The 24,228-nt window shown below is 46.1% G+C and carries 20 protein-coding genes and 1 other annotated feature; of the genes, 14 read left to right on the plus strand and 6 right to left on the minus strand.

Annotated features, from left to right (window positions below):
- Positions 1–24 precede the first annotated feature (24 nt).
- Positions 25–1,254, minus strand: coding sequence for a cysteine desulfurase-like protein (locus JCM16456_RS09620; protein WP_068714007.1), 1,230 nt, complete (start codon positions 1,252–1,254; stop codon positions 25–27).
- Entirely contained in the window at positions 1,254–1,892 is a 639-nt protein-coding gene (locus JCM16456_RS09625) for a 2OG-Fe dioxygenase family protein (RefSeq protein ID WP_068714008.1), read from the minus strand. The genes JCM16456_RS09620 and JCM16456_RS09625 overlap by 1 nt, the downstream gene beginning before the upstream one ends.
- 416 nt (positions 1,893–2,308) lie before the next feature.
- On the opposite strand from JCM16456_RS09625, the gene trxB reads away from it, so the two are divergent.
- From trxB to cydC, 3 genes are all read left to right on the plus strand, one after another.
- Positions 2,309–3,268 carry a thioredoxin-disulfide reductase gene (gene trxB / locus JCM16456_RS09630; RefSeq protein WP_068714009.1) on the plus strand — a complete coding sequence of 320 codons (960 nt, stop codon included), beginning with the start codon at positions 2,309–2,311 and terminating at the stop codon, positions 3,266–3,268.
- 137 nt (positions 3,269–3,405) lie between these two features.
- Positions 3,406–5,190 carry a heme ABC transporter permease/ATP-binding protein CydD gene (gene cydD, locus JCM16456_RS09635; protein WP_068714010.1) on the plus strand — a complete coding sequence of 595 codons (1,785 nt, stop codon included), beginning with the start codon at positions 3,406–3,408 and terminating at the stop codon, positions 5,188–5,190.
- Positions 5,183–6,904, plus strand: a complete 1,722-nt coding sequence (cydC, locus tag JCM16456_RS09640; RefSeq protein WP_068714011.1) for a heme ABC transporter ATP-binding protein/permease CydC — start codon at positions 5,183–5,185, stop codon at positions 6,902–6,904. Before cydD ends, cydC begins: the two co-directional genes overlap by 8 nt.
- A 1,447-nt stretch (positions 6,905–8,351) precedes the next feature.
- Here the strand turns inward: cydC and rluB are convergent.
- The 3 genes from rluB to rnm form a co-directional block, all read right to left on the minus strand.
- The gene (rluB, locus tag JCM16456_RS09645) at positions 8,352–9,344 is read right to left on the minus strand and encodes a 23S rRNA pseudouridine(2605) synthase RluB (RefSeq protein WP_068714012.1); all 993 of its coding nucleotides are present in this window, start codon (positions 9,342–9,344) and stop codon (positions 8,352–8,354) included.
- Positions 9,345–9,503: 159 nt separating this feature from the next.
- Positions 9,504–10,124, minus strand: coding sequence for an L-threonylcarbamoyladenylate synthase (locus JCM16456_RS09650; RefSeq protein WP_068714013.1), 621 nt, complete (start codon positions 10,122–10,124; stop codon positions 9,504–9,506).
- Positions 10,121–11,002 (minus strand): RNase RNM, encoded by an 882-nt coding sequence (gene rnm / locus JCM16456_RS09655; RefSeq protein WP_068714014.1) that lies wholly within the window; start codon positions 11,000–11,002, stop codon positions 10,121–10,123. The genes JCM16456_RS09650 and rnm overlap by 4 nt, the downstream gene beginning before the upstream one ends.
- 149 nt (positions 11,003–11,151) lie before the next feature.
- Positions 11,152–11,256: a sequence feature (Trp leader region), on the plus strand.
- Between the two features lie 81 nt (positions 11,257–11,337).
- Between rnm and JCM16456_RS09660 the strand changes: the two genes are divergently transcribed.
- From JCM16456_RS09660 to JCM16456_RS09710, 11 genes are all read left to right on the plus strand, one after another.
- Complete coding sequence (locus tag JCM16456_RS09660; RefSeq protein ID WP_068714015.1) at positions 11,338–12,906, plus strand: anthranilate synthase component 1; 1,569 nt, start codon at positions 11,338–11,340, stop codon at positions 12,904–12,906.
- Between the two features lie 11 nt (positions 12,907–12,917).
- Positions 12,918–13,496 (plus strand): aminodeoxychorismate/anthranilate synthase component II, encoded by a 579-nt coding sequence (locus JCM16456_RS09665; RefSeq protein ID WP_068714016.1) that lies wholly within the window; start codon positions 12,918–12,920, stop codon positions 13,494–13,496.
- Between the two features lie 95 nt (positions 13,497–13,591).
- On the plus strand, positions 13,592–14,590 hold the full coding sequence (gene trpD, locus JCM16456_RS09670; protein ID WP_068714017.1) for an anthranilate phosphoribosyltransferase: 999 nt from the start codon (positions 13,592–13,594) through the stop codon (positions 14,588–14,590).
- A gap of 3 nt (positions 14,591–14,593) precedes the next feature.
- The gene (gene trpCF / locus JCM16456_RS09675) at positions 14,594–16,003 is read left to right on the plus strand and encodes a bifunctional indole-3-glycerol-phosphate synthase TrpC/phosphoribosylanthranilate isomerase TrpF (RefSeq protein WP_068714018.1); all 1,410 of its coding nucleotides are present in this window, start codon (positions 14,594–14,596) and stop codon (positions 16,001–16,003) included.
- Positions 16,004–16,113: 110 nt separating this feature from the next.
- Entirely contained in the window at positions 16,114–17,304 is a 1,191-nt protein-coding gene (gene trpB / locus JCM16456_RS09680) for a tryptophan synthase subunit beta (protein WP_068714019.1), read from the plus strand.
- Positions 17,304–18,113 carry a tryptophan synthase subunit alpha gene (gene trpA, locus JCM16456_RS09685; RefSeq protein ID WP_068714020.1) on the plus strand — a complete coding sequence of 270 codons (810 nt, stop codon included), beginning with the start codon at positions 17,304–17,306 and terminating at the stop codon, positions 18,111–18,113. The genes trpB and trpA overlap by 1 nt, the downstream gene beginning before the upstream one ends.
- Positions 18,114–18,439: 326 nt before the next feature.
- Positions 18,440–19,711 (plus strand): dicarboxylate/amino acid:cation symporter, encoded by a 1,272-nt coding sequence (locus JCM16456_RS09690; RefSeq protein WP_068714021.1) that lies wholly within the window; start codon positions 18,440–18,442, stop codon positions 19,709–19,711.
- A gap of 180 nt (positions 19,712–19,891) precedes the next feature.
- Positions 19,892–20,437, plus strand: a complete 546-nt coding sequence (locus JCM16456_RS09695) for a septation protein A (protein WP_068714022.1) — start codon at positions 19,892–19,894, stop codon at positions 20,435–20,437.
- A 110-nt stretch (positions 20,438–20,547) separates the two neighbouring features.
- Positions 20,548–20,949 carry an acyl-CoA thioester hydrolase YciA gene (yciA, locus tag JCM16456_RS09700; protein WP_068714023.1) on the plus strand — a complete coding sequence of 134 codons (402 nt, stop codon included), beginning with the start codon at positions 20,548–20,550 and terminating at the stop codon, positions 20,947–20,949.
- A gap of 162 nt (positions 20,950–21,111) precedes the next feature.
- Positions 21,112–21,408 (plus strand): YciI family protein, encoded by a 297-nt coding sequence (locus tag JCM16456_RS09705; RefSeq protein ID WP_068714024.1) that lies wholly within the window; start codon positions 21,112–21,114, stop codon positions 21,406–21,408.
- A gap of 1 nt (position 21,409) precedes the next feature.
- Positions 21,410–21,814: a GspS/AspS pilotin family protein gene (locus JCM16456_RS09710; protein WP_068714025.1), complete on the plus strand. Its 405-nt coding sequence runs from the start codon at positions 21,410–21,412 to the stop codon at positions 21,812–21,814.
- 89 nt (positions 21,815–21,903) lie between these two features.
- On the opposite strand, the gene metE is transcribed toward JCM16456_RS09710, so the two are convergent.
- The gene (gene metE / locus JCM16456_RS09715; protein WP_068714026.1) at positions 21,904–24,216 is read right to left on the minus strand and encodes a 5-methyltetrahydropteroyltriglutamate--homocysteine S-methyltransferase; all 2,313 of its coding nucleotides are present in this window, start codon (positions 24,214–24,216) and stop codon (positions 21,904–21,906) included.
- Positions 24,217–24,228 lie beyond the last annotated feature (12 nt).

Consider the following 24,228-nt stretch of genomic DNA (forward strand, 5'->3'; position numbering starts at 1 on the left):
TAAGCGGCAATATGATAGAAACCACTAACTTAGCCAAGGACGCAACCAACCAAAAAAGCGTTCTATTTCCTGTTCAGTGTTGTAATGCATACAACCAACACGTAACACGCCCTCTTTTTGATCAATTCCCAAAGCATTGATTAAACCAATCGCGTAAAAATGCCCACTCCAAACACAGATATGTTTTGCCCCAAGCGCCTGTGCCAATTCTTGTGGTGTGTGACCATTAAAGCGCAGCGCAAAGGTTGGAGTACGTAGATGATGATTGGCTTGAGTTCTCCCAATTAAACGCGCATTAGGCAGCGATTTTAATTCGCTAAGAAAACGAGACGACAAACTCTGCTCATAATCACCAATATATTGGTAAGCCTGCTTTAACCGCGTACGTAATCCACCTTGCTCACCAAGGCTTGCTAAATAATCGATCGCCCCTGTCACGCCGGCAATTTGCGCAAAACTCTGCGTTCCGGTTTCAAATCGCCCAGGGCCAACATTGGGGGCAGGTTCAACTTTATAGGGTTCGACAATTTCAAGCCATGGCGATGCGACATACGCAATCCCCACTTGAGGACCAAAGAATTTATACGCCGAACAGACTAGAAAATCGCAATCCCACTCTTGTACATCAATCAAATGGTGCGGGGCAAAATGCACAGCATCCAAATAAACTTGAGCACCAAATCGATGCGCGGTTTCGATAATAGGTTTGATATCGGTTATCGAACCTGTGGTATTTGAGGCACAACTTACTGCTACCAAACGTGTATTGTCGTTAATCAACGACAATAAGTGCTCAACATCTAAGCTGCCATCGTTGCGATTAATATGGGCGTATTTAATGGTTGCCCCGCGGTCTTCGGCAGCTTGTTTCCAAGGGGAGACATTGGCGTAGTGGTCAAGCTCTGTGACAATCACTTCATCATCACTGTGCCAATCCCGGCTAATGGCGCGGCTCAATGAAAAGGTTAATGTCGTCATATTTGCGCCAAACACTATGTTGGATGCCGAGGGAGCATTGAGTAGCGCTTGGCAATAACTGCGCGCCTCTAACACAATTTTGGTGATCGCTTTACTGCTGGCAAATGCGCCGCCCAAATTGCTATTGCCCTTTATCCACACATCGCTCATGCGATGGATGACTCTATCTGGCACTTGAGTTCCGCCCGGGCCGTCAAGAAAGCAGATAGGCCGCCCATCAGAGACCTGATGTAAAGCGGCAAATTGTTCTCGAAGTTGAACCACATCAAAAGGCATTAGTGCCTCCTCGCTGTCAGCACAAATAGATCCATATGACCTTCTTCATTATGGTCTATCGTGCGAATCGGACAAGCGTTGTGCCATAACTCTCGATCGGCCAACATCGCAACTTCCCCATTTTCCAATACCTTACGGAAAAAAGGCGCTTCGTGATTATCTCGATACAACATAATCTCACCGCCAACAATGTTATGCCTATCAATCCCGATGATCGCAATATGGTCAAAACCGTCTTGATGCACGCCCTCTGGGGAGACTAAGGTTTCGTCAAATACCGAGGCAATTCGCATCTGGTGAATCTCTATCTCTTGACCATCGGGCAGTTCATTGTGCGAGACAAACAGATCGCACATTTCACGTAAACCTTCGCTGTGTAGCGTGCTGTTAAGCAGCGGTTCAAAATGGCGTTTGATATTGCCTTGGTAATGGTTGATTTTGCTGCTTTGTACAAAATCGTGTTTGCTGGTTTCCACCACATCCCCGTGATAAAACTGAATCACGGAATAGCGTCTGAGGCGAAACTCACCATCAGCATGTTCGGTATGAGGCAGATAAGCAAAGGATGGAGCCAGTTGATGTACCGCTCCATGGGTCAGTTGACTGAGGTTCATTGTATGGTCGTGGTGATGCATCATCATTGACTCCTTAGCAGGTAAACAAACCCACCAGAATTAACAATTTATTCACATATCTAATATTTATACCATTCTCCAAAAATGACAATTTTAGCCATATCAAAACGTACAAATTACCAACAAAACATAATTAACATCTATAAAAATACAAATATGAAGTTATATATTCCAAACAAACCTAACAATGAGAAGCCAATGTGAACTAATTAACTATAATTATTAATAATATAGATAAAATACATGGCGTTATAATTACTCAACTATCATAAAGAGGTGTTTTTGCACACATATTGTTCAATTATGGACTGACTAATCTGTTTTTTTACTGATTCCCCCTTGTATACCTCTTTTAATGCCCTGATATATTCCCTACAATCACAAAGAAAGTAATATGCATCGCATCGATGGGAGCACTCATGAGTGAAGTGAAACACGCAAAACTATTAATTCTTGGTTCGGGCCCTGCTGGCTACACTGCAGCAGTGTACGCAGCGCGCGCGAACTTGAATCCTGTACTCGTGACAGGCATGCAACAAGGCGGTCAGCTTACTACAACAACCGAAGTTGAAAACTGGCCTGGCGATCCTGAAGGCCTGACAGGTCCTGGTTTAATGGACCGCATGAAAGAACACGCAGAAAAGTTCAACACTGAAATCGTATTCGACCACATTAATGAAGTAGATTTCTCTAATCGACCATTTCGTTTGAAAGGCGACAGCACAGAGTACACTTGTGATGCATTGATCATCGCAACCGGCGCATCAGCAAAATACATCGGCCTAGAATCAGAAGAAGCGTTTAAAGGTCGTGGCGTTTCTGCTTGTGCAACGTGTGACGGTTTTTTCTACCGCAACCAAAAAGTCGCGGTAGTCGGTGGTGGTAACACAGCGGTTGAAGAAGCACTATACCTAGCGAACATCGCTTCAGAGGTTCACCTAATTCACCGCCGTGAAACCTTCCGTGCAGAAAAGATTTTGATCGACCGTCTGAATGACAAAGTCGCTGCTGGCAAAATTGTTCTACATACCAACCGTACTCTAGACGAAGTGCTAGGCGACGACATGGGCGTAACTGGCGTACGTTTGCAAGACACTCAATCAGATGCAAAAGAAGATCTCGCTGTGATGGGCGCGTTCATTGCAATCGGTCACCAGCCAAACAGCAGTCTGTTTGAAGGTCAGCTTGAAATGAATAATGGTTACCTTGTTGTTCAATCGGGCTTAAACGGTAATGCAACACAAACTAGCATCCCTGGCGTGTATGCAGCGGGCGACGTTATGGACCATAACTACCGTCAAGCGATTACATCAGCAGGTACTGGTTGCATGGCTGCACTTGATGCAGAACGTTACCTAGACGCACTAAACGATAAGTAAAACTGATAGTTATAAACTTTAGAAAAGTTATTTTTCATTTTTACTCTTGATACGCAAAGCCCGACGGTATATCCGTCGGGCTTTCTTTTGTATACTACGTGCTCGCTCAAAATACGATTCTAAAATAAGCCTTCATAATGGATAAGAAAAAACAACGCAGCTTGAACCAATGGCTCAAACAGCAAAGTAAACTGGCAAAGCGCTGGCTTATGATTGCCGTGGGGCTTGGCGTATTATCAAGCTTTTTCCTCGTAGCACAGGCAGCATTACTTGCTTCCATTCTGCATCAGCTCATTATTGAGCATGTCGACAAATCACAACTCGTTCCCCATTTTCTTGGCCTACTGGCGTTAATCGCTGTGCGAGCCGGATGTTCTTGGGGCCGAGAAATCGCAGGTTTCCACTGCGGCGAACAAATTCGCGTTTATATCCGTCAGCTCATCATGGATAAACTGCGTGAACTAGGGCCTGCTTACATAAAAGGAAAACCCGCTGGCACATGGGCCGCCTTGCTTTTAGAGCAGGTTGAGAACATGCACGATTTCTTCGCGCGTTACCTACCACAAATGGCGCTTTCAGTGATGATTCCGGTAGTGATATTGGTCGTCGTCTTCCCTGTTAACTGGGCTGCTGGACTGATCTTCCTCATCACCGCGCCACTGGTTCCGCTCTTTATGGCATTGGTTGGTATTAAGGCGGCAGACGCTGGGCGTAAGAACTTCAAAGCGCTACAACGTTTGTCTGGTCACTTTTATGACCGTTTACAAGCCATGACCACCATTCGTTTATTTGATCGCGCGAAAGCCGAGACAGAGCTAATGCGCGGCGCATCTGAGGTGTTCCGCTCACGCACCATGGATGTATTACGCATAGCATTCCTATCATCTGCGGTATTGGAGTTTTTCACTTCCATTTCTATCGCGTTAACCGCGGTGTACTTTGGTTTTAGCTTTATCGACAAACTCGATTTTGGCTATTACGGCGTGGGCGTTACTCTCTTCTCTGGGATGTTTATTCTGATTTTGGCGCCAGAGTTTTATCAACCACTGCGCGACCTTGGTACTTTCTACCATGCGAAACAGCTGGCTGTTGGCGCTGCAGAAAGCATCGTTGAATTCCTTGAAGTCGATGTGAGCAAAGTGAAATCTGGCGCAACTGCGATGAACAACGCTGATAACATCGAAATCAAAGCGCACGACTTAAAAGTACTGAGCCCTGAAGGCTCAACTTTGGTTGGCCCGATATCCTTTACCCTCAGTGCCAATAAGGTGACCGCACTTGTCGGCCCAAGTGGTGCAGGTAAAACCAGCCTTATCAATGCCATCCTTGGGTTTATGCCTTATGAAGGTAGCCTAACCATCAATGGTATTGAGATGAGTGAACTCAACCATGACGAGTGGCGCAGTTACATTAGCTGGGTTGGACAAAACCCGCTGCTATTGAATGGCTCAATTCGTGACAACGTCACTATGGGTAAAGAGGTTTCTGACTCAATTCTTAAAGAGACGCTCGATCGCTCATTCGCTAGTGAATTTGTTGACCAACACGGTCTGGATTATCACATCAGCGATCGCTCTGGCGGTTTGTCGGTGGGTCAAGCACAACGCTTAGCGTTAGCGCGAGCTATGATTCAAAACGGCTCGTTCTGGTTATTAGATGAACCGACTGCCAGCCTTGATGCACGTAGCGAGCAGCTCGTAATGCAAGGTTTGGATAATCAAATTCATGGTAAAACTGCGCTATTGGTTACCCACCAACTGGCACCACTGAAATCAGTGGATCATATCCTAGTGATGCAAAGCGGCGCCATCGTGCAAGACGGCGATTTTGCCACGCTCAGTTCTGAAGAAGGTTTGTTTGCTTCGATGCTAAAAGCCAATCAAGTCCGTCAAGAAGAGGATAAGGGGAATCTCGATGCGTGATCTACTGCCTTACTTAAAACTGTATAAAAAGCATTGGTTCGGCTTAAGCCTTGGGATGATTTTGGCTTTTCTAACCCTGTGCTGCTCTATCGGTCTATTAACCATCTCTGGCTGGTTCCTCTCTGCAGCCGCAGTAGCAGGGTTAACGATCGCCAAAGAGACATTCAACTTCATGCTACCGAGTGGCTTTGTCCGTGGCTTTGCTATTGGCCGAACTGCGGGTCGCTGGGGTGAACGTGTTGTCAGCCATAATGCAACCTTTAAGCTTCTGACTGACCTGCGTATTTTCTTCTTTGAGAAACTGACTCCGCTTATTCCTGGTCGCATTTCTAACCTACGTAATGCTGACCTTCTCAACCGCGTCGTGGCGGATATCGACGCAATGGATCACATCTATCTGCGTTTGATTAGCCCGATCACCATTGCCATTTGCGGTATCGCAGGGATCACCTTCTTGGTCACTCGCTTTGATATGCATTTGGGTTTGATTCTCGGCGCTATCTTGTTGTGTATCGTGTTGGTATGGCCGGTATTGTTCTACAAGTTGGGTAAACGTAATGGGGCAGAGTTAACGCAAAACAAAGCGGATTTTCGTATTACCACGCTCGATTGGATTGAAGGCTTTAGTGAGCTGACCATCTTTGGCGCTGAATCGCGTTATCGCCAAGCAATGGATTCTGCGCAGGCTCGCCTAATCAATAACCAGCGTATCAATGCTCATATATCTGGTCTTGCTATGGCGCTATTGATGCTGGCGAACGGTTGGACCTTGGTGTTGATGCTGTGGCTTTCCGCCGACGGTGTGGGTGGCAATGCGCCAGATCCACTGATTGCGTTGGTGGTCTTTGCCACCATGGCCAGTGTTGAACTGCTGATGCCAATCGCTGGCGCATTCCAATACTTGAGCCAAACGCTCTCTTCAGCACGTCGCTTAAATGATGTTATTTTGGCTGAGCCTGAAGTGCGTTTCCCAACAGGGGCAACGCAACACAGCGGTCAATTTGGCATTGAGTTCGACAATGTCTCTTACGCGTACAATAGCGAGCAGCGTAAAGCGGTTGAAGAGGTATCACTTTCTATTCCCGCGGGCCACAAAGTGGCGATCGTTGGTCAAACCGGCTCTGGTAAATCAACGCTGATTCAGCTTTTGAATCGCTACTGGGATACACAAGCTGGTGAAATTCGTATTGCTGGCACGCCATTGAAATCATGGAATGAAAGCGACTTACGCGCTGCTATCAGTGTTGTAAGCCAACGTGTTGATATCTTAAACGGTACACTTCGCGACAACTTGCTGCTAGCAAAAGACGATGCAACCGATGCTGAGCTTGCAACCATGCTTACTCAAGTGGGTTTGGAAAAATTGCTTGAAGCACCAGGGCTAGATGCTTGGCTTGGTGACGGCGGTCGTCAGCTTTCTGGTGGTGAAAAACGCCGAATTGGTATTGCGCGCGCCCTGCTTCATCAAGGTCCTATCTTGCTGCTTGATGAACCTACCGAAGGTTTGGATAAGCAGACAGAGCAACAGATTTTGGCGCTATTCCGCCAGCACTTTGCCGGAAAAACCGTAGTGTTCATTACTCACCGTTTGGTTGAGTTAGAAACCATGGATTCTATTTGCCTCATTGAGCAAGGCCAATTAGTGGAACACGGTAGCCATACCGAACTGCTAGCAAAACAAGGGCGTTATTACCAACTAAACCAAACGCTGTAAGTTTTTATCGTTCTAGTCATTGATTAAGGCGCATCATTTGATGCGCCTTTTTTATTGAGCTGCAAAACACAGCGCGCTCGATCTGTGAGTTCTGAGATAATTAAGAATGCGACCATTCCGTCACCTAAATTAACGCAATTTCGGCACTCACTATTTGATCCATCCAGTCCCACAAACATAACGGTAATCGCTGCAAACACAGCGTGCGCGATCTGGTCCTCCCCCCTTGGTTTTAAGGGGGGAGTTAGAGGGGGGATTATGCGCAGAAGCTAAAGGGACTCACCATAACATACTGAATTAAATATAAATTATTTGAAATAATTTGGGATAATATTTATTTTACCTAGTTTACGTAAAATTTTCAGTCAAGAATTAAAAACTGAAATAAAAGCTAGAAAAATAACGTGAATACAGTAACTTCAGTGCGCGCTAGCTCCCTCCCCAGCCCTCCCTCTAAAGAAGGAGGGGGCCAGATTGAGATCGTGGCTACAAATACGCTTGAGCCGTTAGTCTGAGGTGATTGAAAATCACAAAAGCCAAATCTCGAAAAATACTGAAAATACAGTAACTTCTGCGCACGCCTGCTCGCCCTTCGCTAAAAAAACCGGGGCCAAATCGAGATCATGGCTGCAAATACGCTTGAGCCGTGGGTTCTGAGATGATTGAAAATCACAAAAGCCAAATCTCGAAAAATAACGCGAACACAGTAACTTCTGCGCACGCCTGCTCGCCCCTCGCTAAAGAAACCGGGACCAGACCGAGATCGTGGCTGCAAATATGCTTGAGCTGAGGGTTCTGAGATGATTGAAAATACGACCGTTCCGTCACCAAAATTTACGCAATTTCAGCAATCACTATTTGATCCATCCAGTCTTACAAACATAACGTTAATCGCTGCAAACACAGCGCACTCGATCCGGTCCTCCCCCCTTGTTTTTAAGGGGGGAGTTAGAGGGGGGATTATGCGCAGAAATTGAAGGCACTCACCATAACATACTGAATTAAATATAAATTACTTTATAGACCTTGGAATAATAGGAATTTTATCTAGTTCGCGAAAAATTATTAGTCAAGACTTTAAAACTGAAACAAAATCCAAACAAAATACTGTGAATACAGTAACTTCATCGCGCGCTAGCTCCCTCCCCAGCCCTCCCTCTAAAGAAGGAGGGGGCCAGACCGAGATCGAGGCTACAAATACGCTTGAACCGTGGGTTCTGAGATGATTGAAAATTACAAAAGCCGAATCTCGAAAAATACCGCAAACACAGTAACATCTTCGTACACCTGCTCGCTAAATAACGCGGGGCCGGATCGAGATCGCGGCTACAAATATGCTCGAGCCGTGGGTTCTGAAGTGATTGAAAATGAGGCATTTAGCACATAAAGAAAATCCCGAGTCATTGCTGACTCGGGATTTTTATTCTTTAACGAAAGAAATACTCAGTTAGCGAGTACGGCCTGCAGCGCGTCCGCCTGTTTTAGGCTTCCCTTTGGCTGCGCCATTGCTGTTCTTCGTTGTGCCGGCTGTTGCGCGACTGCCACCAGATTTGCCGCCGGTTGGTTTACCACCACGCGGTTTTGGTGCATTGATGCGTTCTTCATGACGACGAACGGCACGACGAATTTTCTGGCTACGTGAACGTTCACGTTGACGAGAAGTATTCTCTTTATTGTCATCAAGCATGGTGGTTTTTTCTGGTTTCAGTTCAACCAACTCACGCAAGTAGTTCACGTCTTTAAGGCTTAGTTCCATCCAACCGCCACGAGGCAGTTTTTTATCAAGGAAGATATCGCCGTAACGAACACGTTTTAGACGGCTTACTGTGGTTTCCTGAGATTCCCACAAACGACGAACCTCACGGTTACGACCTTCGTTGATCACTACATAGAATGTGTGGTTCATACCTTCGCCACCAGCGTAAACGATGTCTTCAAAGCGAGCTAAACCATCGTCTAACTCAACACCTTTTACTAGGTTACGCACTTTCTGCTCAGTCACATCACCAAACACACGAACCAAATATTCACGTTCAACCTGACGGCTTGGGTGCATCAAGCGGTTTGCCAATTCACCATCGGTGGTAAACAGCAACAAACCAGACGTGTTTGCATCCAAACGTCCTACAGAAATCCAGCGCGCCCCGCGGATTTTTGGTAGACGGTCAAATACCGTACGACGACCTTCAGGGTCGTGGCGAGTACAAAGCTCACCTTCTGGCTTGTAGTAAGCCAAAACTCGGCAAATTACCTCTTCTTGTGCTTTTACAGACACAGCATGTCCATCAATACGCACAACGGCGTTATCATCTTCTAGGCGTTCACCTAGTACAGCTACCTTGCCATTAACACTCACACGGCCAGCTCGAATCAGAGCTTCAAGCTCACGACGAGAACCATGACCAGCACGTGCTAAAACCTTTTGTAACTTTTCGCTCATCTATCTACCTATGTGTCGTCTTCTCAGACGTCGAATAACATTAAACGATCCCCAAGATCGCGGCCGCGTAGTATCGCAAATATCCGCAAAAAAAGCACCCGTTTTATTGCGTTCCATTGCGTTGTCGAGAACCGAGAAACTTCCTTTGGAAACCGAACCTTATTCAAATGGCGTAGGATCGCCAGACCCCAAACGCTCTATACGAATGTCATCGTCGCTGAAATCCACTACGGTGGTTGGCTGTTCGCCTAAATATCCGCCATTGAGAATGACATCAACCGCGTGTTCGAGACGATCACGAATCTCTTCCGGGTCCGACTCTGTCACGGAATTGCCTGGCAAAATTAATGAGGTCGACATCAACGGCTCGCCCATCGCTTCCAATAAGTCTAGAGCGATTTTGTTATTTGGCACGCGAATACCGATGGTTTTACGCTTAGAATTCATTAAACGACGTGGCACTTCCTTGGTCCCTTTGAAAATAAAGGTGTAAGGCCCCGGAGTGTTGTTCTTCAACAGACGAAATGCAGTGTTATCGACACGCGCATAAATCGAAAGTTCAGACAAATCACGACACATCAAACTGAAATTATGGTCATCACTTAAACGACGAATCTGACAAATTCTTTCTAACGCATGCTTATTTTCCAACTGACAACCAATGGCATAACCTGAGTCGGTTGGATAAACAATGACACCACCATTACGCACAATCGCCACCGCTTGATTAATCAAGCGGGTTTGTGGGTTTTCTGGGTGAACATAAAAATACTGGCTCATGCTAATTCCTCATCATCCAGCGTATTTACTGGCGCTTTAGGGACAATTCCCCACTCGTTCCAGACCGGAACCACACCGGCAGGTAGCCAGAGATTGCGTCCTAATTCCATCCACGGAGACGGATAATGGAAGTCGCTACCTTGCGATGCTAATAGATTGTATTGTATCGCATAATCGGCCAAGTTGCGCTTTTCTTGCGGTGCTTGTTGCGGTTGTGACACTTCCATCCCATCTCCACCCGCTTGGGCATAGGCATCAATCAAACGTTTTAACCATTTGGTTGTCAGGTCATAACGGCCCGGGTGTGCCAATACGGCTTGGCCACCGGCAGCATGAATCACGTCAATGGCTTCTGCCATGGAACACCAGCTTGGTGGCACATAGCCTGGGTTATTGCGCGTCATGTATTTCTTGAATACTTTTTGCATGTTGGGCGCAAAGCCTTGCTCCACCAGCCATTTAGCGAAATGAGCCCGGGTTAACGCAACGCCATTCGCCAGCGCTTTCACTTCTTCTAATACGCCTGGGCGAGTGACTTTCTCTAATCGATGTGCAATCAATTCTGCCCGCGCATCACGACGCTGTTTCTGTTCTGCAATTAGTGCAGTTAACGCAGGATGAGTCGGATCGATATTCAGTCCAACAATGTGAATATCCTTGTTTTGCCATAAGGTGGAAAACTCAATCCCATTAATCAACTGCAACGGCTTGTCATTTTTTTCTATGTAATCGCGTGCTGGTGCCAAAGCATCAACCGTATCGTGATCGGTAATCGCCAATACACCAACGCCCATTTCGATAGCTCGGTCAATGAGCGCGTCATAAGTAAAGCGACCGTCGGAAGCGGTGGTATGGCTATGTAAGTCAATAATATTCATATTCTTCAATTTGCTTAAAATTTCTGCTTGACTTTTTATCCCTGCACTAGTTAACTAGTACACAAATACAAGACACACGTTAAAGGCTTATCATGTTACAAGAATTTAACCTAAATCATAAACCCTTTATCCAGTCAGTTCATAGCAAACTGTCTTGGTGGCGCACTTGGTCTAAGTCAAGTGGGCTGACGTGTGCATAAGATTTATTAACCCAATGCAACCGACAAAGCCCGCTCACCAGCGGGCTTTGTTTTATCCAGAATGAGACCACAAGTATCACGATTTTCTCCTCTCACTCTGGCGCTAAAAAATTAAAAGAATGAAAAGGAGGTCTTGTGGAAAAGGCCAATACAAACCAAAAACGTGCTGTTCTGGAACTCATTACTCTGCCAGTGACTTATCGCCCGAATCCAACAGCGCTATTTCACACCCTGTGTGAGAACAAAACCGATAGCCTATTGCTTGAATCGGCTGAAATCGATTCAAAACAAGATCTTAAAAGTCTACTGCTGATTGATGCTGCGGTACGCATCACTTGCTACGGTCAGGATGTAACTCTGCATGCGCTAACCGATAACGGTGCTGCTCTGCTCTCCATTCTCAGTGAGCAAGTGGCAAGCGATGTAAAAGCGCAACAAACCGAAACTCACACGCTAATACTGACTTTCCCGCACGCAGATGAAAACTTAGATGAAGACAGCCGTTTACGCCAAACCTCAACGTTTGATGCACTGCGTATGGTGCAACACAGTTTCGATTTAGCTGGGTTAGACAAACATGCCATTTTCCTTGGCGGTCTGTTTGCTTATGACCTCGTTGCCAACTTTGAGCCTCTGGGTAACGTGAAAGATACCACATCTTGTCCTGACTACGTGTTTTACGTCGCTGAGACACTGATGATCATCGATCACCAAACTGAAACAGCTCAACTACAAGGCACTCTATTTAGTCAAAACACAGATAATCGCGCGGAATTACAAGAGCGTATGAACGCTATCGTTGCTCAAGCGCAGCACAGCGTGTCACATCAAGTTGCAAAACACTTAGCCGAAGTACCGCTAACCACCAATATTGAAGATGACGAATTCTGCTCGATTGTGTCTGACTTAAAAGACTACATCGTAAAAGGCGACATTTTCCAAGTGGTGCCTTCACGTCGCTTCTTCCTACCTTGCCCTTCCCCATTGGCAGCGTATGAACAGCTCAAAATCAATAACCCAAGCCCTTACATGTTCTACATGCAAGACGAAAACTTCACTCTGTTTGGCGCATCACCAGAGAGTGCTTTGAAATACGCCACCGAAAGCAATGAAGTGCAAATTTACCCAATCGCTGGAACCCGTCGCCGCGGTAAGCATGCCGATGGTTCTATCGACCCAGATTTAGATAGCCGTATTGAGCTTGAACTGCGTAACGATAAAAAAGAGACCGCGGAACACATGATGTTGGTCGACCTAGCGCGTAACGATGTGGCTCGCATCTCGCAAGCAGGTACACGCCATGTGGCTGACCTGCTTAAAGTTGACCGCTACAGCCACGTAATGCACTTGGTCTCTCGCGTTGTGGGCCAGCTACGTACGGATTTGGATGCGCTGCACGCGTATCAAGCGAGCATGAATATGGGCACACTCACTGGCGCACCGAAGATTCGCGCCATGCAGTTGATTCGTGAGGTGGAACGCGAACGTCGCGGTAGCTACGGCGGTGCTGTCGGTTACTTAACCGGTGAAGGCGATTTGGATACCTGTATTGTGATTCGCTCTGCCTACGTGCGTAACGGTATTGCGCAAGTTCAAGCGGGCGCGGGTGTGGTATACGACTCAGACCCACAATCGGAAGCGGATGAAACCCGCACTAAAGCGCAAGCTGTCATCACTGCGATTCAACAAGCTCACCAAGCGTAAGGAAGATTCTCATGGCTAACATCGTTTTCATCGATAACTTCGACTCCTTTACCTACAACTTGGTGGATCAATTTCGCGCTCTTGGCCACCAAGTTGCGGTTTATCGCAACACCATCACTGTCGAAGCAGTAGAAAAAATTACAGCGCAATTAGAGCAACCTTTGATTGTGCTTTCTCCGGGCCCTGGTACTCCTGCTGCCGCAGGTTCAATGCCAGCCATTATTCAACGTTTTAAAGGTGAAGTGCCTATTCTAGGGATCTGCCTTGGTCATCAAGCGATTGTTGAAGCCTACGGCGGCACCGTGGCTGGCGCTGGTGAAATTGTCCACGGCAAAGTGTCGATGATGGCTCACGATGCGCACCCGATTTACGAAGGCTTACCTTCTCCTCTGGCGATTGCGCGCTACCACTCACTGGTTGCCACAAAAGTGCCAGAGTCGCTCACCATCACCGCCCAAGTAGACGGCCTAGTGATGTCGGTTTGCCATGAACAAGACAAAGTGTGTGGATTCCAATTTCACCCAGAGTCAATCATGACCACTCAAGGCGCAGCACTCTTAACTAAAGCGATTGATTGGGCCCTTGCTTAAACGTCAAACGACGATTAAACGCCAATCCTAACCAACTGAATCGCTAAAAACCGAATAGAACGAAGCATAAAAAAGAATTCATGGAGAGAGTTATCATGCAACACATCATCGACAAGCTATACGCACAAGTATCATTGACCCAAAATGAAAGCCATGAGCTATTTGATCACATTATCCGTGGCGAAGTAGACCCAATTTTGATGGGTGCAGCACTGACTGCACTCAAAATCAAAGGTGAAACACCACAAGAGATTGCCGGCGCAGCCAATGCTCTCCTTGCCAATGCCAAAGCATTTCCTCGTCCAGAGTACGATTTTGCCGACATCGTCGGTACTGGTGGTGATGGCTCAAATACCATGAATATCTCCACTACCTCTGCTTTTGTGGCCGCCGCGTGTGGTGTGAAAGTTGCCAAACACGGTAACCGTGGTGTGTCGAGTAAATCGGGCTCGTCTGATCTGTTAGATGCCTTTGGCATCAACTTAGCGATGGAGCCGCAAGTAACTCGCGAAGCGTTAGATGATTTAGGTGTCGCGTTTTTGTTTGCTCCGCAATATCACGGCGGCGTTCGCCATGCGATGCCAGTGCGCCAAACGCTTAAAACTCGTACGATCTTTAATATCCTTGGCCCACTGATGAACCCTGCGCGTCCAAATATTCAATTAATGGGTGTGTATAGCAAAGAACTCGTTCGCCCTATCGCTGAAACCATGTTACAAATGGGATTGAAACGTGCCGCGGTTGTGTTTGGTTCGGGCTTAGATGAGGTGGCGATTCATGGCGCAACCACAGTGGCAGAAATCCACAACGGCACGATTAAAGAGTATGAACTGACGCCAGAAGATTTTGGCTTAGCGACCTACTCACTGGACGAAATTAAAGGTGGCGATCCGCAGCAAAACCGTGAGATTGCAACCAATGTACTGACTGGGAAGTCAACTCCTGCGCAAGCGGCTGCTGTCGCAGCCAACGTCGCTTTACTGCTACGTCTGTTCGGTCAAGAAGACCTACGTCAAAATGCGCAGCAAGCCCTTGATGTCATGGCATCTGGCAAAGCTTTCCAGTTGGTTCAACAGTTAGCACAACGAGGTTAAGTTATGTCTGAACAACTGTCTGAACACATCTCCGTCAAAAATGCCCAAATGGCAGAAGTACTGGCTAAGATCGTCAACGATAAATATCTCTGGGTTGAACAACGTAAAGCTGAGCAACCATTAGAAAGCTTTCAGCCATTATTGACTCGTTCAGATCGCAGCTTTTACGACGCGCTAGGTACGCCAGAAACCGCGTTTATCTTGGAATGTAAAAAGGCATCACCCTCAAAAGGCTTGATTCGTGACGTTTTTGATTTGGATTACATTGCTTCGGTTTATAACCGCTATGCGAGCGCGATTTCCGTTCTGACTGACGAGAAATATTTCCAAGGTAATTTAGAATTTCTACCGCAAGTGCGCCGCCAAGTAACTCAGCCAGTTCTATGCAAAGATTTTATTGTTGATGCATACCAGATTTATCTTGCGCGTCATTACCAAGCCGATGCGATTTTGTTGATGCTGTCGGTGTTAAATGATGAGCAATACCGCGAATTTTCAGCAATTGCCCATGAGCTAGGGCTCGGGGTTCTGACCGAAGCCAGTAATGAAGAAGAACTAAACCGAGCGCTCAACTTAAACGCCAAAGTGGTTGGTATCAATAACCGTAATCTACGTGATTTGACCACCGACTTAAATCGCACCAAAGCACTCGCCCCGCTTATCCCTGAAGGCACCATCATCATCTCGGAATCGGGTGTCTACACCCATCAACAAGTGCTGGATCTTGCGCAGTACGCCAACGGCTTTTTGATTGGCAGCTCCTTAATGAGTGAAGAGAACCTTGAGTTTGCGGTACGTAAAGTGCTGCTTGGTGAAAACAAAGTGTGTGGTCTCACTCGCCCAGAAGATGCGGTCGCTGCTTATCAAGCTGGGGCCATTTATGGTGGGCTAATTTTCGTTCCTCAATCAAAGCGCTATATCGAGCTCTCTCAAGCCCAAAGCGTGATTGAAGCTGCATCACTTAATTTTGTTGGCGTGTTCCAAAATGCCACGTTGCAAACCGTGATTTCAACAGCACGCGAATTAGGTCTTTATGCGGTGCAACTGCATGGCGAAGAAGACCAAACCTATGTGTCTGAACTACGCCAACACCTACCTATGAATGTACAAATTTGGAAAGCCTATGGGGTGAGCGACTCAACGCCCGCATTGCTGGCTCAAGACGTTGACCGCCATCTACTCGATAGCAAAATAGGTCAGCAATCTGGCGGCACTGGCAAAGCGTTTGATTGGAGTGTGATTGCTGCGCCAGAGCGCATTATTTTAGCCGGCGGACTCAATCCAGATAACGTGGCGCAAGCCCATCAACTCGGTTGTATCGGCTTAGATTTTAACTCTGGTGTAGAACTAGAACCCGGAATTAAAGATCGCAACAAAATCACCCAAGTATTTGAAGCCCTTCGCCGTTTTTAAACGGTCGGCGGGCAACTAAAACAGATGACCGAGGTTGGCAATCATTGCCAACTGGCAAAGAACAAATGAAGACATGGATGCCATGTCTAAGACTTACAAGGAATATGAGAATGGCGAAGTTAGATGCCTACTTTGGCGAATTTGGTGGTCAGTTTGTACCACAGATCCTCGTTCCCGCGCTGGATCAGTTAGAACAAGCGTTTATTGATGCGCAAGAAGACCCAGAATTTCGTTCCGAATTTATGGAACTGCTACAAGAGTTTGCTGGCCGTCCAACCGCGCTCACGCTCACCAAAAACATCACTAAAGGGACCAAAACCAAACTGTACCTGAAACGTGAGGACTTGCTGCACGGTGGCGCGCACAAAACGAACCAAGTGTTAGGTCAAGCGCTGCTGGCAAAACGCATGGGTAAAACCGAGATCATCGCAGAAACAGGTGCAGGCCAACACGGCGTAGCAACCGCGATTGCGTGTGCACTGCTTAATCTAAAATGTCGCGTTTACATGGGCGCGAAAGACGTTGAACGTCAAAGTCCGAACGTATTTCGTATGCGCTTAATGGGTGCAGAAGTGATTCCTGTGCATTCAGGTTCTGCAACACTTAAAGATGCGTGTAACGAGGCTCTACGTGACTGGTCTGGTAGTTATGAAACCACCCACTACCTACTTGGCACCGCCGCTGGCCCTCACCCATTCCCAACTATCGTGCGTGAATTCCAACGTATTATTGGTGAAGAGACTAAGAACCAAATTTTGGCGCGTGAAGGTCGCCTACCAGATGCCGTTATTGCCTGTGTTGGCGGTGGCTCAAACGCCATTGGCATGTTTGCCGATTTCATCGAAGAGACCAATGTTCGTCTGATTGGCGTAGAACCGGGCGGTAAAGGGATTGACACCCACCAGCACGGCGCACCACTTAAACATGGCACTACGGGGATCTACTTCGGTATGAAAGCACCGATGATGCAAGACCAATATGGTCAAATTGAAGAGTCCTATTCTGTTTCTGCGGGGTTAGACTTCCCATCGGTTGGTCCGCAACATGCGTATTTGAACGCTACTGGCCGTGCTGATTACGTCAATATCACCGATGATGAAGCGCTAGACGCCTTCCAACAATTGGCGCAACACGAAGGCATTATTCCTGCGTTGGAATCGTCTCACGCGCTGGCCCATGCACTGAAAATGGCGTTTGCTGAACCCGAAAAAGAGCAGCTATTGGTAGTAAACCTATCAGGCCGCGGTGACAAAGATATCTTTACTGTAAACAAAATTTTGGATGAGAAAGGAGCGCTGTAATGGACCGTTATCAATCGCTGTTCGCCCGTTTGGCAGAGAAAAAACAGGGCGCGTTTGTTCCTTTCGTTACCATCGGCGACCCAAATCCAGAGCTGTCGCTGAAGATCATGCAAACGTTAATTGATGCTGGCGCTGATGCATTAGAGCTTGGAATGCCATTTTCAGATCCCCTCGCCGATGGACCAACCATTCAGCAAGCTAATATTCGTGCGTTAGATGGCGGAACGAACCCTGATATTTGCTTTGATTTAATTAAGCAAATTCGCGCGGCTAATCCAGAAACGCCGATTGGCCTACTGATGTACGCGAACTTGGTTTTCAAGCGCGGCATTGATGATTTTTATCGCCGCTGCCAAGAAGCAGGGGTCGATTCCGTGTTGGTTGCCGATGCACCAACTGGTGAGAGTAAAGTCTTTGTCGAAGCCGCTAATCGCCACGGTATTAAACCGATTTTCATCGCGCCTCCCGGCGCCAGCGCGGAAACGCTCGAACAAGTTTCCACTCTTGGCGGCGGTTACACTTACCTGCTCTCGCGTGCTGGAGTAACCGGTACAGAAACCAAAGCGCAAATGCCTGTACATGAGATGTTGGATCGTTTGCAGCAATACAATGCACCACCAGCGCTACTTGGTTTCGGTATATCTGCTCCAGAGCAAGTGAAGCAAGCTCTAGAGGCAGGTGCGGCTGGAGCCATCTCCGGTTCTGCTGTCGTAAAAATCATCGAAAACAATGCAGAGCAGCCCGAACAGCTGCTAAACAAATTAAGTCATTTTGTTAACAACATGAAGTCTGCAACAACTCTTGCTTAACAACCTGTTTGTATTTTAAAGACACAAACGGCCAGTCAAATGTTCGACTGGCCGTTTCTTTTTTAACAAAATAATATACGTTTTAAAATTCAAGACACACCACAAAATTCCTATTTTTTATCATCAACAAACAAAGCAAACGTTTTCTTTTGTGTAAAAAACCAGCATACGTCAATGAAAATTCATATTAATGCCAAGTTATTGACTAATGTATATTGCCTATTAAGTAAGATCCGTGTAAAAAACAAGGGCAAAACAAATCCCCACAAATGGACTGAGTATTAGTGGGGAACACTAGGAAATTAACAATTATTAGCACAGAGGTTATGGAAGTGTTAAAGGAAAAGAGTTTGCTAAGCAACATTGGCGTGCAAGTTGTTATTGCCATGATCATCGGTACCGTTGTCGGTGGTGTTATGGGTCACGATGCTTCTATGTTCGCTCCTCTAGGTAGCATCTTTATTAATTTAATTAAGATGTTGGTTATTCCATTAGTCGCTGTCGCTTTGATTTCAGGTGCAGCAGGCTTAGGTGATAGCCAGTCAGCAGGTAAAGTAGGTTTTGTTACGCTATTTTATTTTGCCATCACGTCTGCGCTCGCAGTCGCTTTAGCCCTTGTAATGGGTCACATATTCCAACCAGGTATCGGTGTGGATGTGTCTGGCGTAGAAGGTATGTTCTCAACCGAATATGCTTCAAAAGGTGAATTACCAACTTTCTGGGCGACCGTTATCGGTATGATCCCAACCAACGTTTTTCAATCACTTAACGACGCTAACATTCTACAAATCTTAGTATTCTGCCTGTTTTTCGGTATTGCCGTATCTAAACAAGCAAAAGAAAAGCGCGATCCCATTATCAATGGTGTAAACACGATTGTTGACGCTATGGTTTGGATGATCAATAAAGTGATGATCATTGCACCACTCGGTGTATTTGGTTTGATGGCAGAAGCGGTCGGTACATTTGGTTTCGGCGCATTGATGGTGGTATTCAAACTCTTCGTTGTTTACATTGCGGCTATCTTAATTTTTGGTTTCGTTGCCTACCCATTAATGATTCAAATCTTCACAAAAACCTCAGCTCGTAAATTCATTAAAGCAATGAAAAAACCACAAGCTGTGGCACTGTCTACTGCGTCGTCAATGGCGACACTACCAGTCAACATGGATACTTGTGAAAATGAGCTAGGTGTACGTAATTCAACGGCATCATTCGTATTGCCATTGGGTGCGACTATTAACATGTCTGGTAACGCCATCTACTACGGCTTAGTTGCTATATTCTTTGCGCAGCTATTCAATGTAGACTTAGGTATTGGCGCTTATGCAGCTATTATCGTGACATCTACACTAGGCGCGGTTGGTCAAGCCGGTGTTCCTGGTCCTTCATTCTTGGTTGTGGCCGTTCTACTTGCAGCGGGTATCCCAATTGAAGGTCTACCACTTCTCTTTGCTCTAGACCGTATCTTCGACATGATTCGTACCGCTTTGAACATCACTGGTGATGCAGCGTGTGCACTTATCGTCGACGCGATGATCAAGGAAGAAGCGCAGGATGAGTCTGAAGATAAAGCGCTAAATAGCCAAGAAGCGTAATCTAAACAGCTCCGATTTCGACTAATGAAAGCCACTCTGCAGAGTGGCTTTTTTTGTCTTCTCGTTGCACCATTAATGCGACTTTTGTGAACTATTTTGTTTCCAAATGTCTATAACAGTTTTGCATCTGGCCGTATTTGGTTAGACTGTCTTTAGTGTTTAGACTGGATGTATACCTAAATGAAACAATTGCTCGACTTTATTCCACTAATTATTTTCTTTGCTCTGTTTAAGTTTTACGATATCTACATTGCAACAGGTGCATTGATAGTGGCCACCGCTGCCCAAATCGGTATTACTTACCTAGTCTATAAAAAACTTGAGAAAATACAGCTTATTACTTTTGCTTTAGTCGCCGTTTTTGGGGGCATGACCATTGTTCTCCACGACGCTGACTTCATCAAATGGAAAGTAACCATTCTTTATGTTGTGTTTGCGTTAGGTCTCACTATCAGCCATTTAATGGGACGCTCAGCAATTAAAAGCATGCTCGGTAAAGAGCTTGTGTTACCTGATGCGGTATGGGCAAAAATTAACTGGGCATGGGTCTTATTCTTTGCTGTCTGTGCAGTTATCAATATCTATGTGGCCTATCGTCTTCCACTCGATGTTTGGGTAAATTTCAAAGTATTCGGCCTACTCATAGCCACCTTTGTTTACACCTTACTCACGGGTATTTACATTTATAAACATATGCCTAAAGAACAGAAAGATTCTCAACAATAAGCGTCATTTACTCCGCATTTAACGGATGATTCGCGACATTTATTTTTGTTATAATCCAAGCTCTTGTCAGCGACCGGCGGGTCGCTGTTTTCTTTTTTGCGGAATATAAAATGACTCAAGCAGTGAATTCACCAAAAGGCCAATTACTACTTCGCACTCTAGCTATGCCAGCGGACACCAATGCAAATGGTGATATCTTTGGCGGTTGGATCATGTCTCAACTCGATTTAGCTGGCGGTATTCTCGCTAAAGAGATTTCGGCCGGTCGTATTGTTACCGTTTCGGTATCCAGTATTACATTCAAAAAGCCCGTTCGCGTTGGCGATGTGGTTTGCTGTTACGGTGAATGTGTAAAAATTGGACGCACATCCATGACCATCAACCTCGAGCTGTGGGTCAAACCTGTCAAAGAAGATGGAGTGCATGACCGCTTTCAAGTATGTGAAGCGACGTTCCATTATGTGGCAATCGACGCCAATGGCCGCCCTCGTGCAATAAACGTCGGCAGCTGATCACACTTATGGGTATTGGATGGTTGGAATAGAGTTAACTTTCAGTACATTAACATGCGCGATGGAACCAAACTCTCTGACATAGCTCTTAAAAAAGCGTAAAGTAGAGTAAAACACCATCGATGTGACTTAGCCAATGGACTCAGCTAGAAGGAAAGCGATATGTGGTATGTGATCTTCTCACAAGACGTAGAAAACTCTTTGGAAAAACGCATGAGCGTTCGACCACAGCACTTAGCGAGATTGCAAGACCTACAAGATCAAGGTCGTTTGCTTACAGCAGGACCTATGCCAGCAATTGATGCTGATAACCCAGGCGAAGCCGGTTTCACTGGGTCAACCGTGATTGCCGAGTTCGCTTCTCTCGAAGCGGCGAAAACTTGGGCTGATGCCGATCCTTATGTCGCTGCGGGCGTTTACGCTAACGTTATTGTAAAACCATTTAAAAAAGTATTTTAGTATGAAAATAAGCACTTGGGGTGTGATTGCACTCAGTGGCGTTCTTATGGCGGGCTGTACCTCCAACAGTGAGCGCGAAAAAACACTTGAAATGATCGCAACCAATAGAGCAGCCTTACTTGCCTCTGAGTTGCCTTTAGAATACGGTCCATTACATATCATGCGGGCGAATGCTAAAGGTTCGACCATCGAAATGATGATGGTTTATAACAACTCAGCACCGAATGCAAAACCCACTCGAGAAGTGCTCGCCAACAGTGAAAAAGCGTTTTGCAATAACAAAACCATCATGGAAAACCTCACCACTGGCGTTAGCTATCGCATCAAAATCCGCGATAACCGTGGCACCTTGTTAGTCGATCAGGCTATAACAAAAGAGAGCTGTACCGAAACACAAGAGAAGTGAAACTAACGATTCACTATTCATAGAAAGGCCATCCTAAACAATGGCCTTTTGTACCAAACATAATCATTATCTGGTTATTTTTATCATGCTTACTCGGCGGTAAATTCTTGACGTAACGCCTTTGCAGCTAAAACCATATTGGTTAGTGATGCTTCCACTTCTGCCCAGTTTCGAGTTTTTAACCCACAATCAGGGTTAACCCATAAACGCTCTACTGGGATTTTTGTCGCTGCTGTTCGAATTAGATTCTCGATCCAGTGCTGCGCTGGAATATTAGGCGAGTGAATATCGTAAACACCTGGGCCAATTTCATTTGGATAGTTAAACTCCTCAAATGCTTTGAGTAACTCCATGTTCGAGCGAGAAGTTTCGATAGTAATGACGTCAGCGTCCATCGCAGCCACCGATTCAATGATCTCATTGAATTCGCTATAACACATGTGAGTGTGTATCTGTGTTTCTGGTTTTGCGCTACTCGCAGCAATACGAAACGCCTCAACTGCCCAATTAAGATAGTCTTGATGATCTTGCAGTTTGAGTGGTAAACCTTCTCGAATAGCTGGTTCATCAATTTGGATGATATTGATACCCGCATCTTGTAAATCACTGACTTCATCACGCAAAGCTAATGCCAATTGCTGAGTAATTGTTTTTCGCGTGATATCTTCGCGAGGGAATGTCCAACATAAAATCGTTACCGGCCCAGTAAGCATGCCTTTCATCTGTTTTTTCGTCAAAGATTGAGCATAAGTTGACCACTCAACGGTAATTGGCTGTTTACGTTCAATATCCGCCACCACAATCGCTGGTTTCACACAACGTGAGCCGTAACTTTGTACCCAACCAAACTGCGTAGTTTGAAAACCCGACAGGTTTTCAGCAAAGTACTCCACCATATCGTTACGCTCTGGTTCGCCATGCACTAATACATCTAAGCCTAATGCTTCTTGGCGCTGTACTGCGTCGAGAATTTGCCTTTGAATCGCTTCCACATAATCCGTTTTAGCTAATTTCCCATGACGGAATGCACTACGTAAAGCGCGAATTTCCGCAGTTTGCGGGAACGACCCAATGGTCGTAGTTGGCAATAATGGCAGATTTAGTACTTCACTTTGATGATGCGAGCGCTCCTGATACGGTGTTGAACGCTGGCTCAGCTCTGGTGTTATTTTCTGCACACGAGCTTGAACATGGGGTTTATTAACGTGTTGTGCCGACTCACGAGCAATAATAGGTTGGCTGTAAGTATCGCAAGCTAAAATAGCCGCGTGATCTCCATCTAGGGCCTTTCCTAACAGCACCACTTCTGCCACTTTCTGTTTAGCAAAAGCAAACCAACTCTTTACTTCTGGCGTTAGCTTTGTCTCAGCTTCAAGGTTTACCGGGCTATGCAGCAAGGAACATGAACTCGCTATCCATAAACGCTCTCCCAGTTGCTGCTTTACAGGTTTTAATCGATCAATCCATTCACTTAAGTTGGCTCGCCACACATTGCGACCATTAATGACTCCAGCCGACAACACCCAGTGATCTGGTAGCACATTGAGCACTTCATCTAGTTGGTCTGATGCCGCAGTCAGATCAACATGTAAGCCATCGATAGGCAGCGTAACAATCTTATTGATAACATGTGATACTGAATCAAAATAGGTGGTGAGTAACAGTTTCACTTCACCTTGTATTGATTGATACGCTGTTGTAAACGACTCTAACCACGGGCTCTCAAGCTCGAGTGCCAGAATTGGTTCATCGATTTGCACCCAAGTAACACCTTGTGCTGCTAGTTTTGCGAGCACTTCTTGGTAAGCGACCAATACACGAGGCAATAGTGAAAGGCGATCAAACCCTTCTTCGATTTCTTTCCCCAAATAGAGGTAGCTTAATGGCCCAAGCAGCACAGGTTTGACTTGATGCCCCAGCTTTAGAGCCTGGTCGATTTCGTCAAAAAGCTGCGGCCAACTGACTTGGAACTGATCACCAGCACTAAACTCTGGAACGATATAGTGGTAGTTGGTGTTAAACCACTTAGTCATATCCGATGCAGCATGACCGTGACAATCACACTGATTTTGCGATTGACCCCGCGCAACGTTAAAAAGCGTGTCTAAGCCCAACTCACTTTGGCCCACTTCTCCTTTGCCTGTCCAACGGTGACGTTCGGGAACATGACCTAATAGCAATGATGTGGTTAGTACATGGTCATACCAAGCAAAATCGCCTGCTGTCACAAACTCTAACCCAGCCTCTTTCTGTAAGGCCCAGTTTTGTGTGCGAAGGTCGCTACCCAGTCCTTGCAATTGAGCTTGATCGATCTCGCCTCGCCAATATTTCTCTAAAGCAAACTTAAGCTCACGTTGTTCGCCGATACGCGGATATCCCAAAATATGTGTCGTCGTAGTCATCATGTTCTTCCT

The organism is Vibrio tritonius, assembly GCF_001547935.1.
Taxonomy (GTDB): domain Bacteria; phylum Pseudomonadota; class Gammaproteobacteria; order Enterobacterales; family Vibrionaceae; genus Vibrio; species Vibrio tritonius.

Bases quoted from the DNA above. Each gene is read 5' to 3' on its own strand.
- JCM16456_RS09620 (WP_068714007.1), bottom strand. From the start codon at position 1,254: ATGCCTTTTGATGTGGTTCAACTTCGAGAACAATTTGCCGCTTTACAT.
- JCM16456_RS09625 (WP_068714008.1), bottom strand. From the start codon at position 1,892: ATGATGCATCACCACGACCATACAATGAACCTCAGTCAACTGACCCAT.
- trxB (WP_068714009.1), top strand. From the start codon at position 2,309: ATGAGTGAAGTGAAACACGCAAAACTATTAATTCTTGGTTCGGGCCCT.
- cydD (WP_068714010.1), top strand. From the start codon at position 3,406: ATGGATAAGAAAAAACAACGCAGCTTGAACCAATGGCTCAAACAGCAA.
- cydC (WP_068714011.1), top strand. From the start codon at position 5,183: ATGCGTGATCTACTGCCTTACTTAAAACTGTATAAAAAGCATTGGTTC.
- rluB (WP_068714012.1), bottom strand. From the start codon at position 9,344: ATGAGCGAAAAGTTACAAAAGGTTTTAGCACGTGCTGGTCATGGTTCT.
- JCM16456_RS09650 (WP_068714013.1), bottom strand. From the start codon at position 10,124: ATGAGCCAGTATTTTTATGTTCACCCAGAAAACCCACAAACCCGCTTG.
- rnm (WP_068714014.1), bottom strand. From the start codon at position 11,002: ATGAATATTATTGACTTACATAGCCATACCACCGCTTCCGACGGTCGC.
- JCM16456_RS09665 (WP_068714016.1), top strand. From the start codon at position 12,918: ATGGCTAACATCGTTTTCATCGATAACTTCGACTCCTTTACCTACAAC.
- trpD (WP_068714017.1), top strand. From the start codon at position 13,592: ATGCAACACATCATCGACAAGCTATACGCACAAGTATCATTGACCCAA.
- trpCF (WP_068714018.1), top strand. From the start codon at position 14,594: ATGTCTGAACAACTGTCTGAACACATCTCCGTCAAAAATGCCCAAATG.
- trpB (WP_068714019.1), top strand. From the start codon at position 16,114: ATGGCGAAGTTAGATGCCTACTTTGGCGAATTTGGTGGTCAGTTTGTA.
- trpA (WP_068714020.1), top strand. From the start codon at position 17,304: ATGGACCGTTATCAATCGCTGTTCGCCCGTTTGGCAGAGAAAAAACAG.
- JCM16456_RS09690 (WP_068714021.1), top strand. From the start codon at position 18,440: ATGGAAGTGTTAAAGGAAAAGAGTTTGCTAAGCAACATTGGCGTGCAA.
- JCM16456_RS09695 (WP_068714022.1), top strand. From the start codon at position 19,892: ATGAAACAATTGCTCGACTTTATTCCACTAATTATTTTCTTTGCTCTG.
- yciA (WP_068714023.1), top strand. From the start codon at position 20,548: ATGACTCAAGCAGTGAATTCACCAAAAGGCCAATTACTACTTCGCACT.
- JCM16456_RS09705 (WP_068714024.1), top strand. From the start codon at position 21,112: ATGTGGTATGTGATCTTCTCACAAGACGTAGAAAACTCTTTGGAAAAA.
- JCM16456_RS09710 (WP_068714025.1), top strand. From the start codon at position 21,410: ATGAAAATAAGCACTTGGGGTGTGATTGCACTCAGTGGCGTTCTTATG.
- metE (WP_068714026.1), bottom strand. From the start codon at position 24,216: ATGACTACGACGACACATATTTTGGGATATCCGCGTATCGGCGAACAA.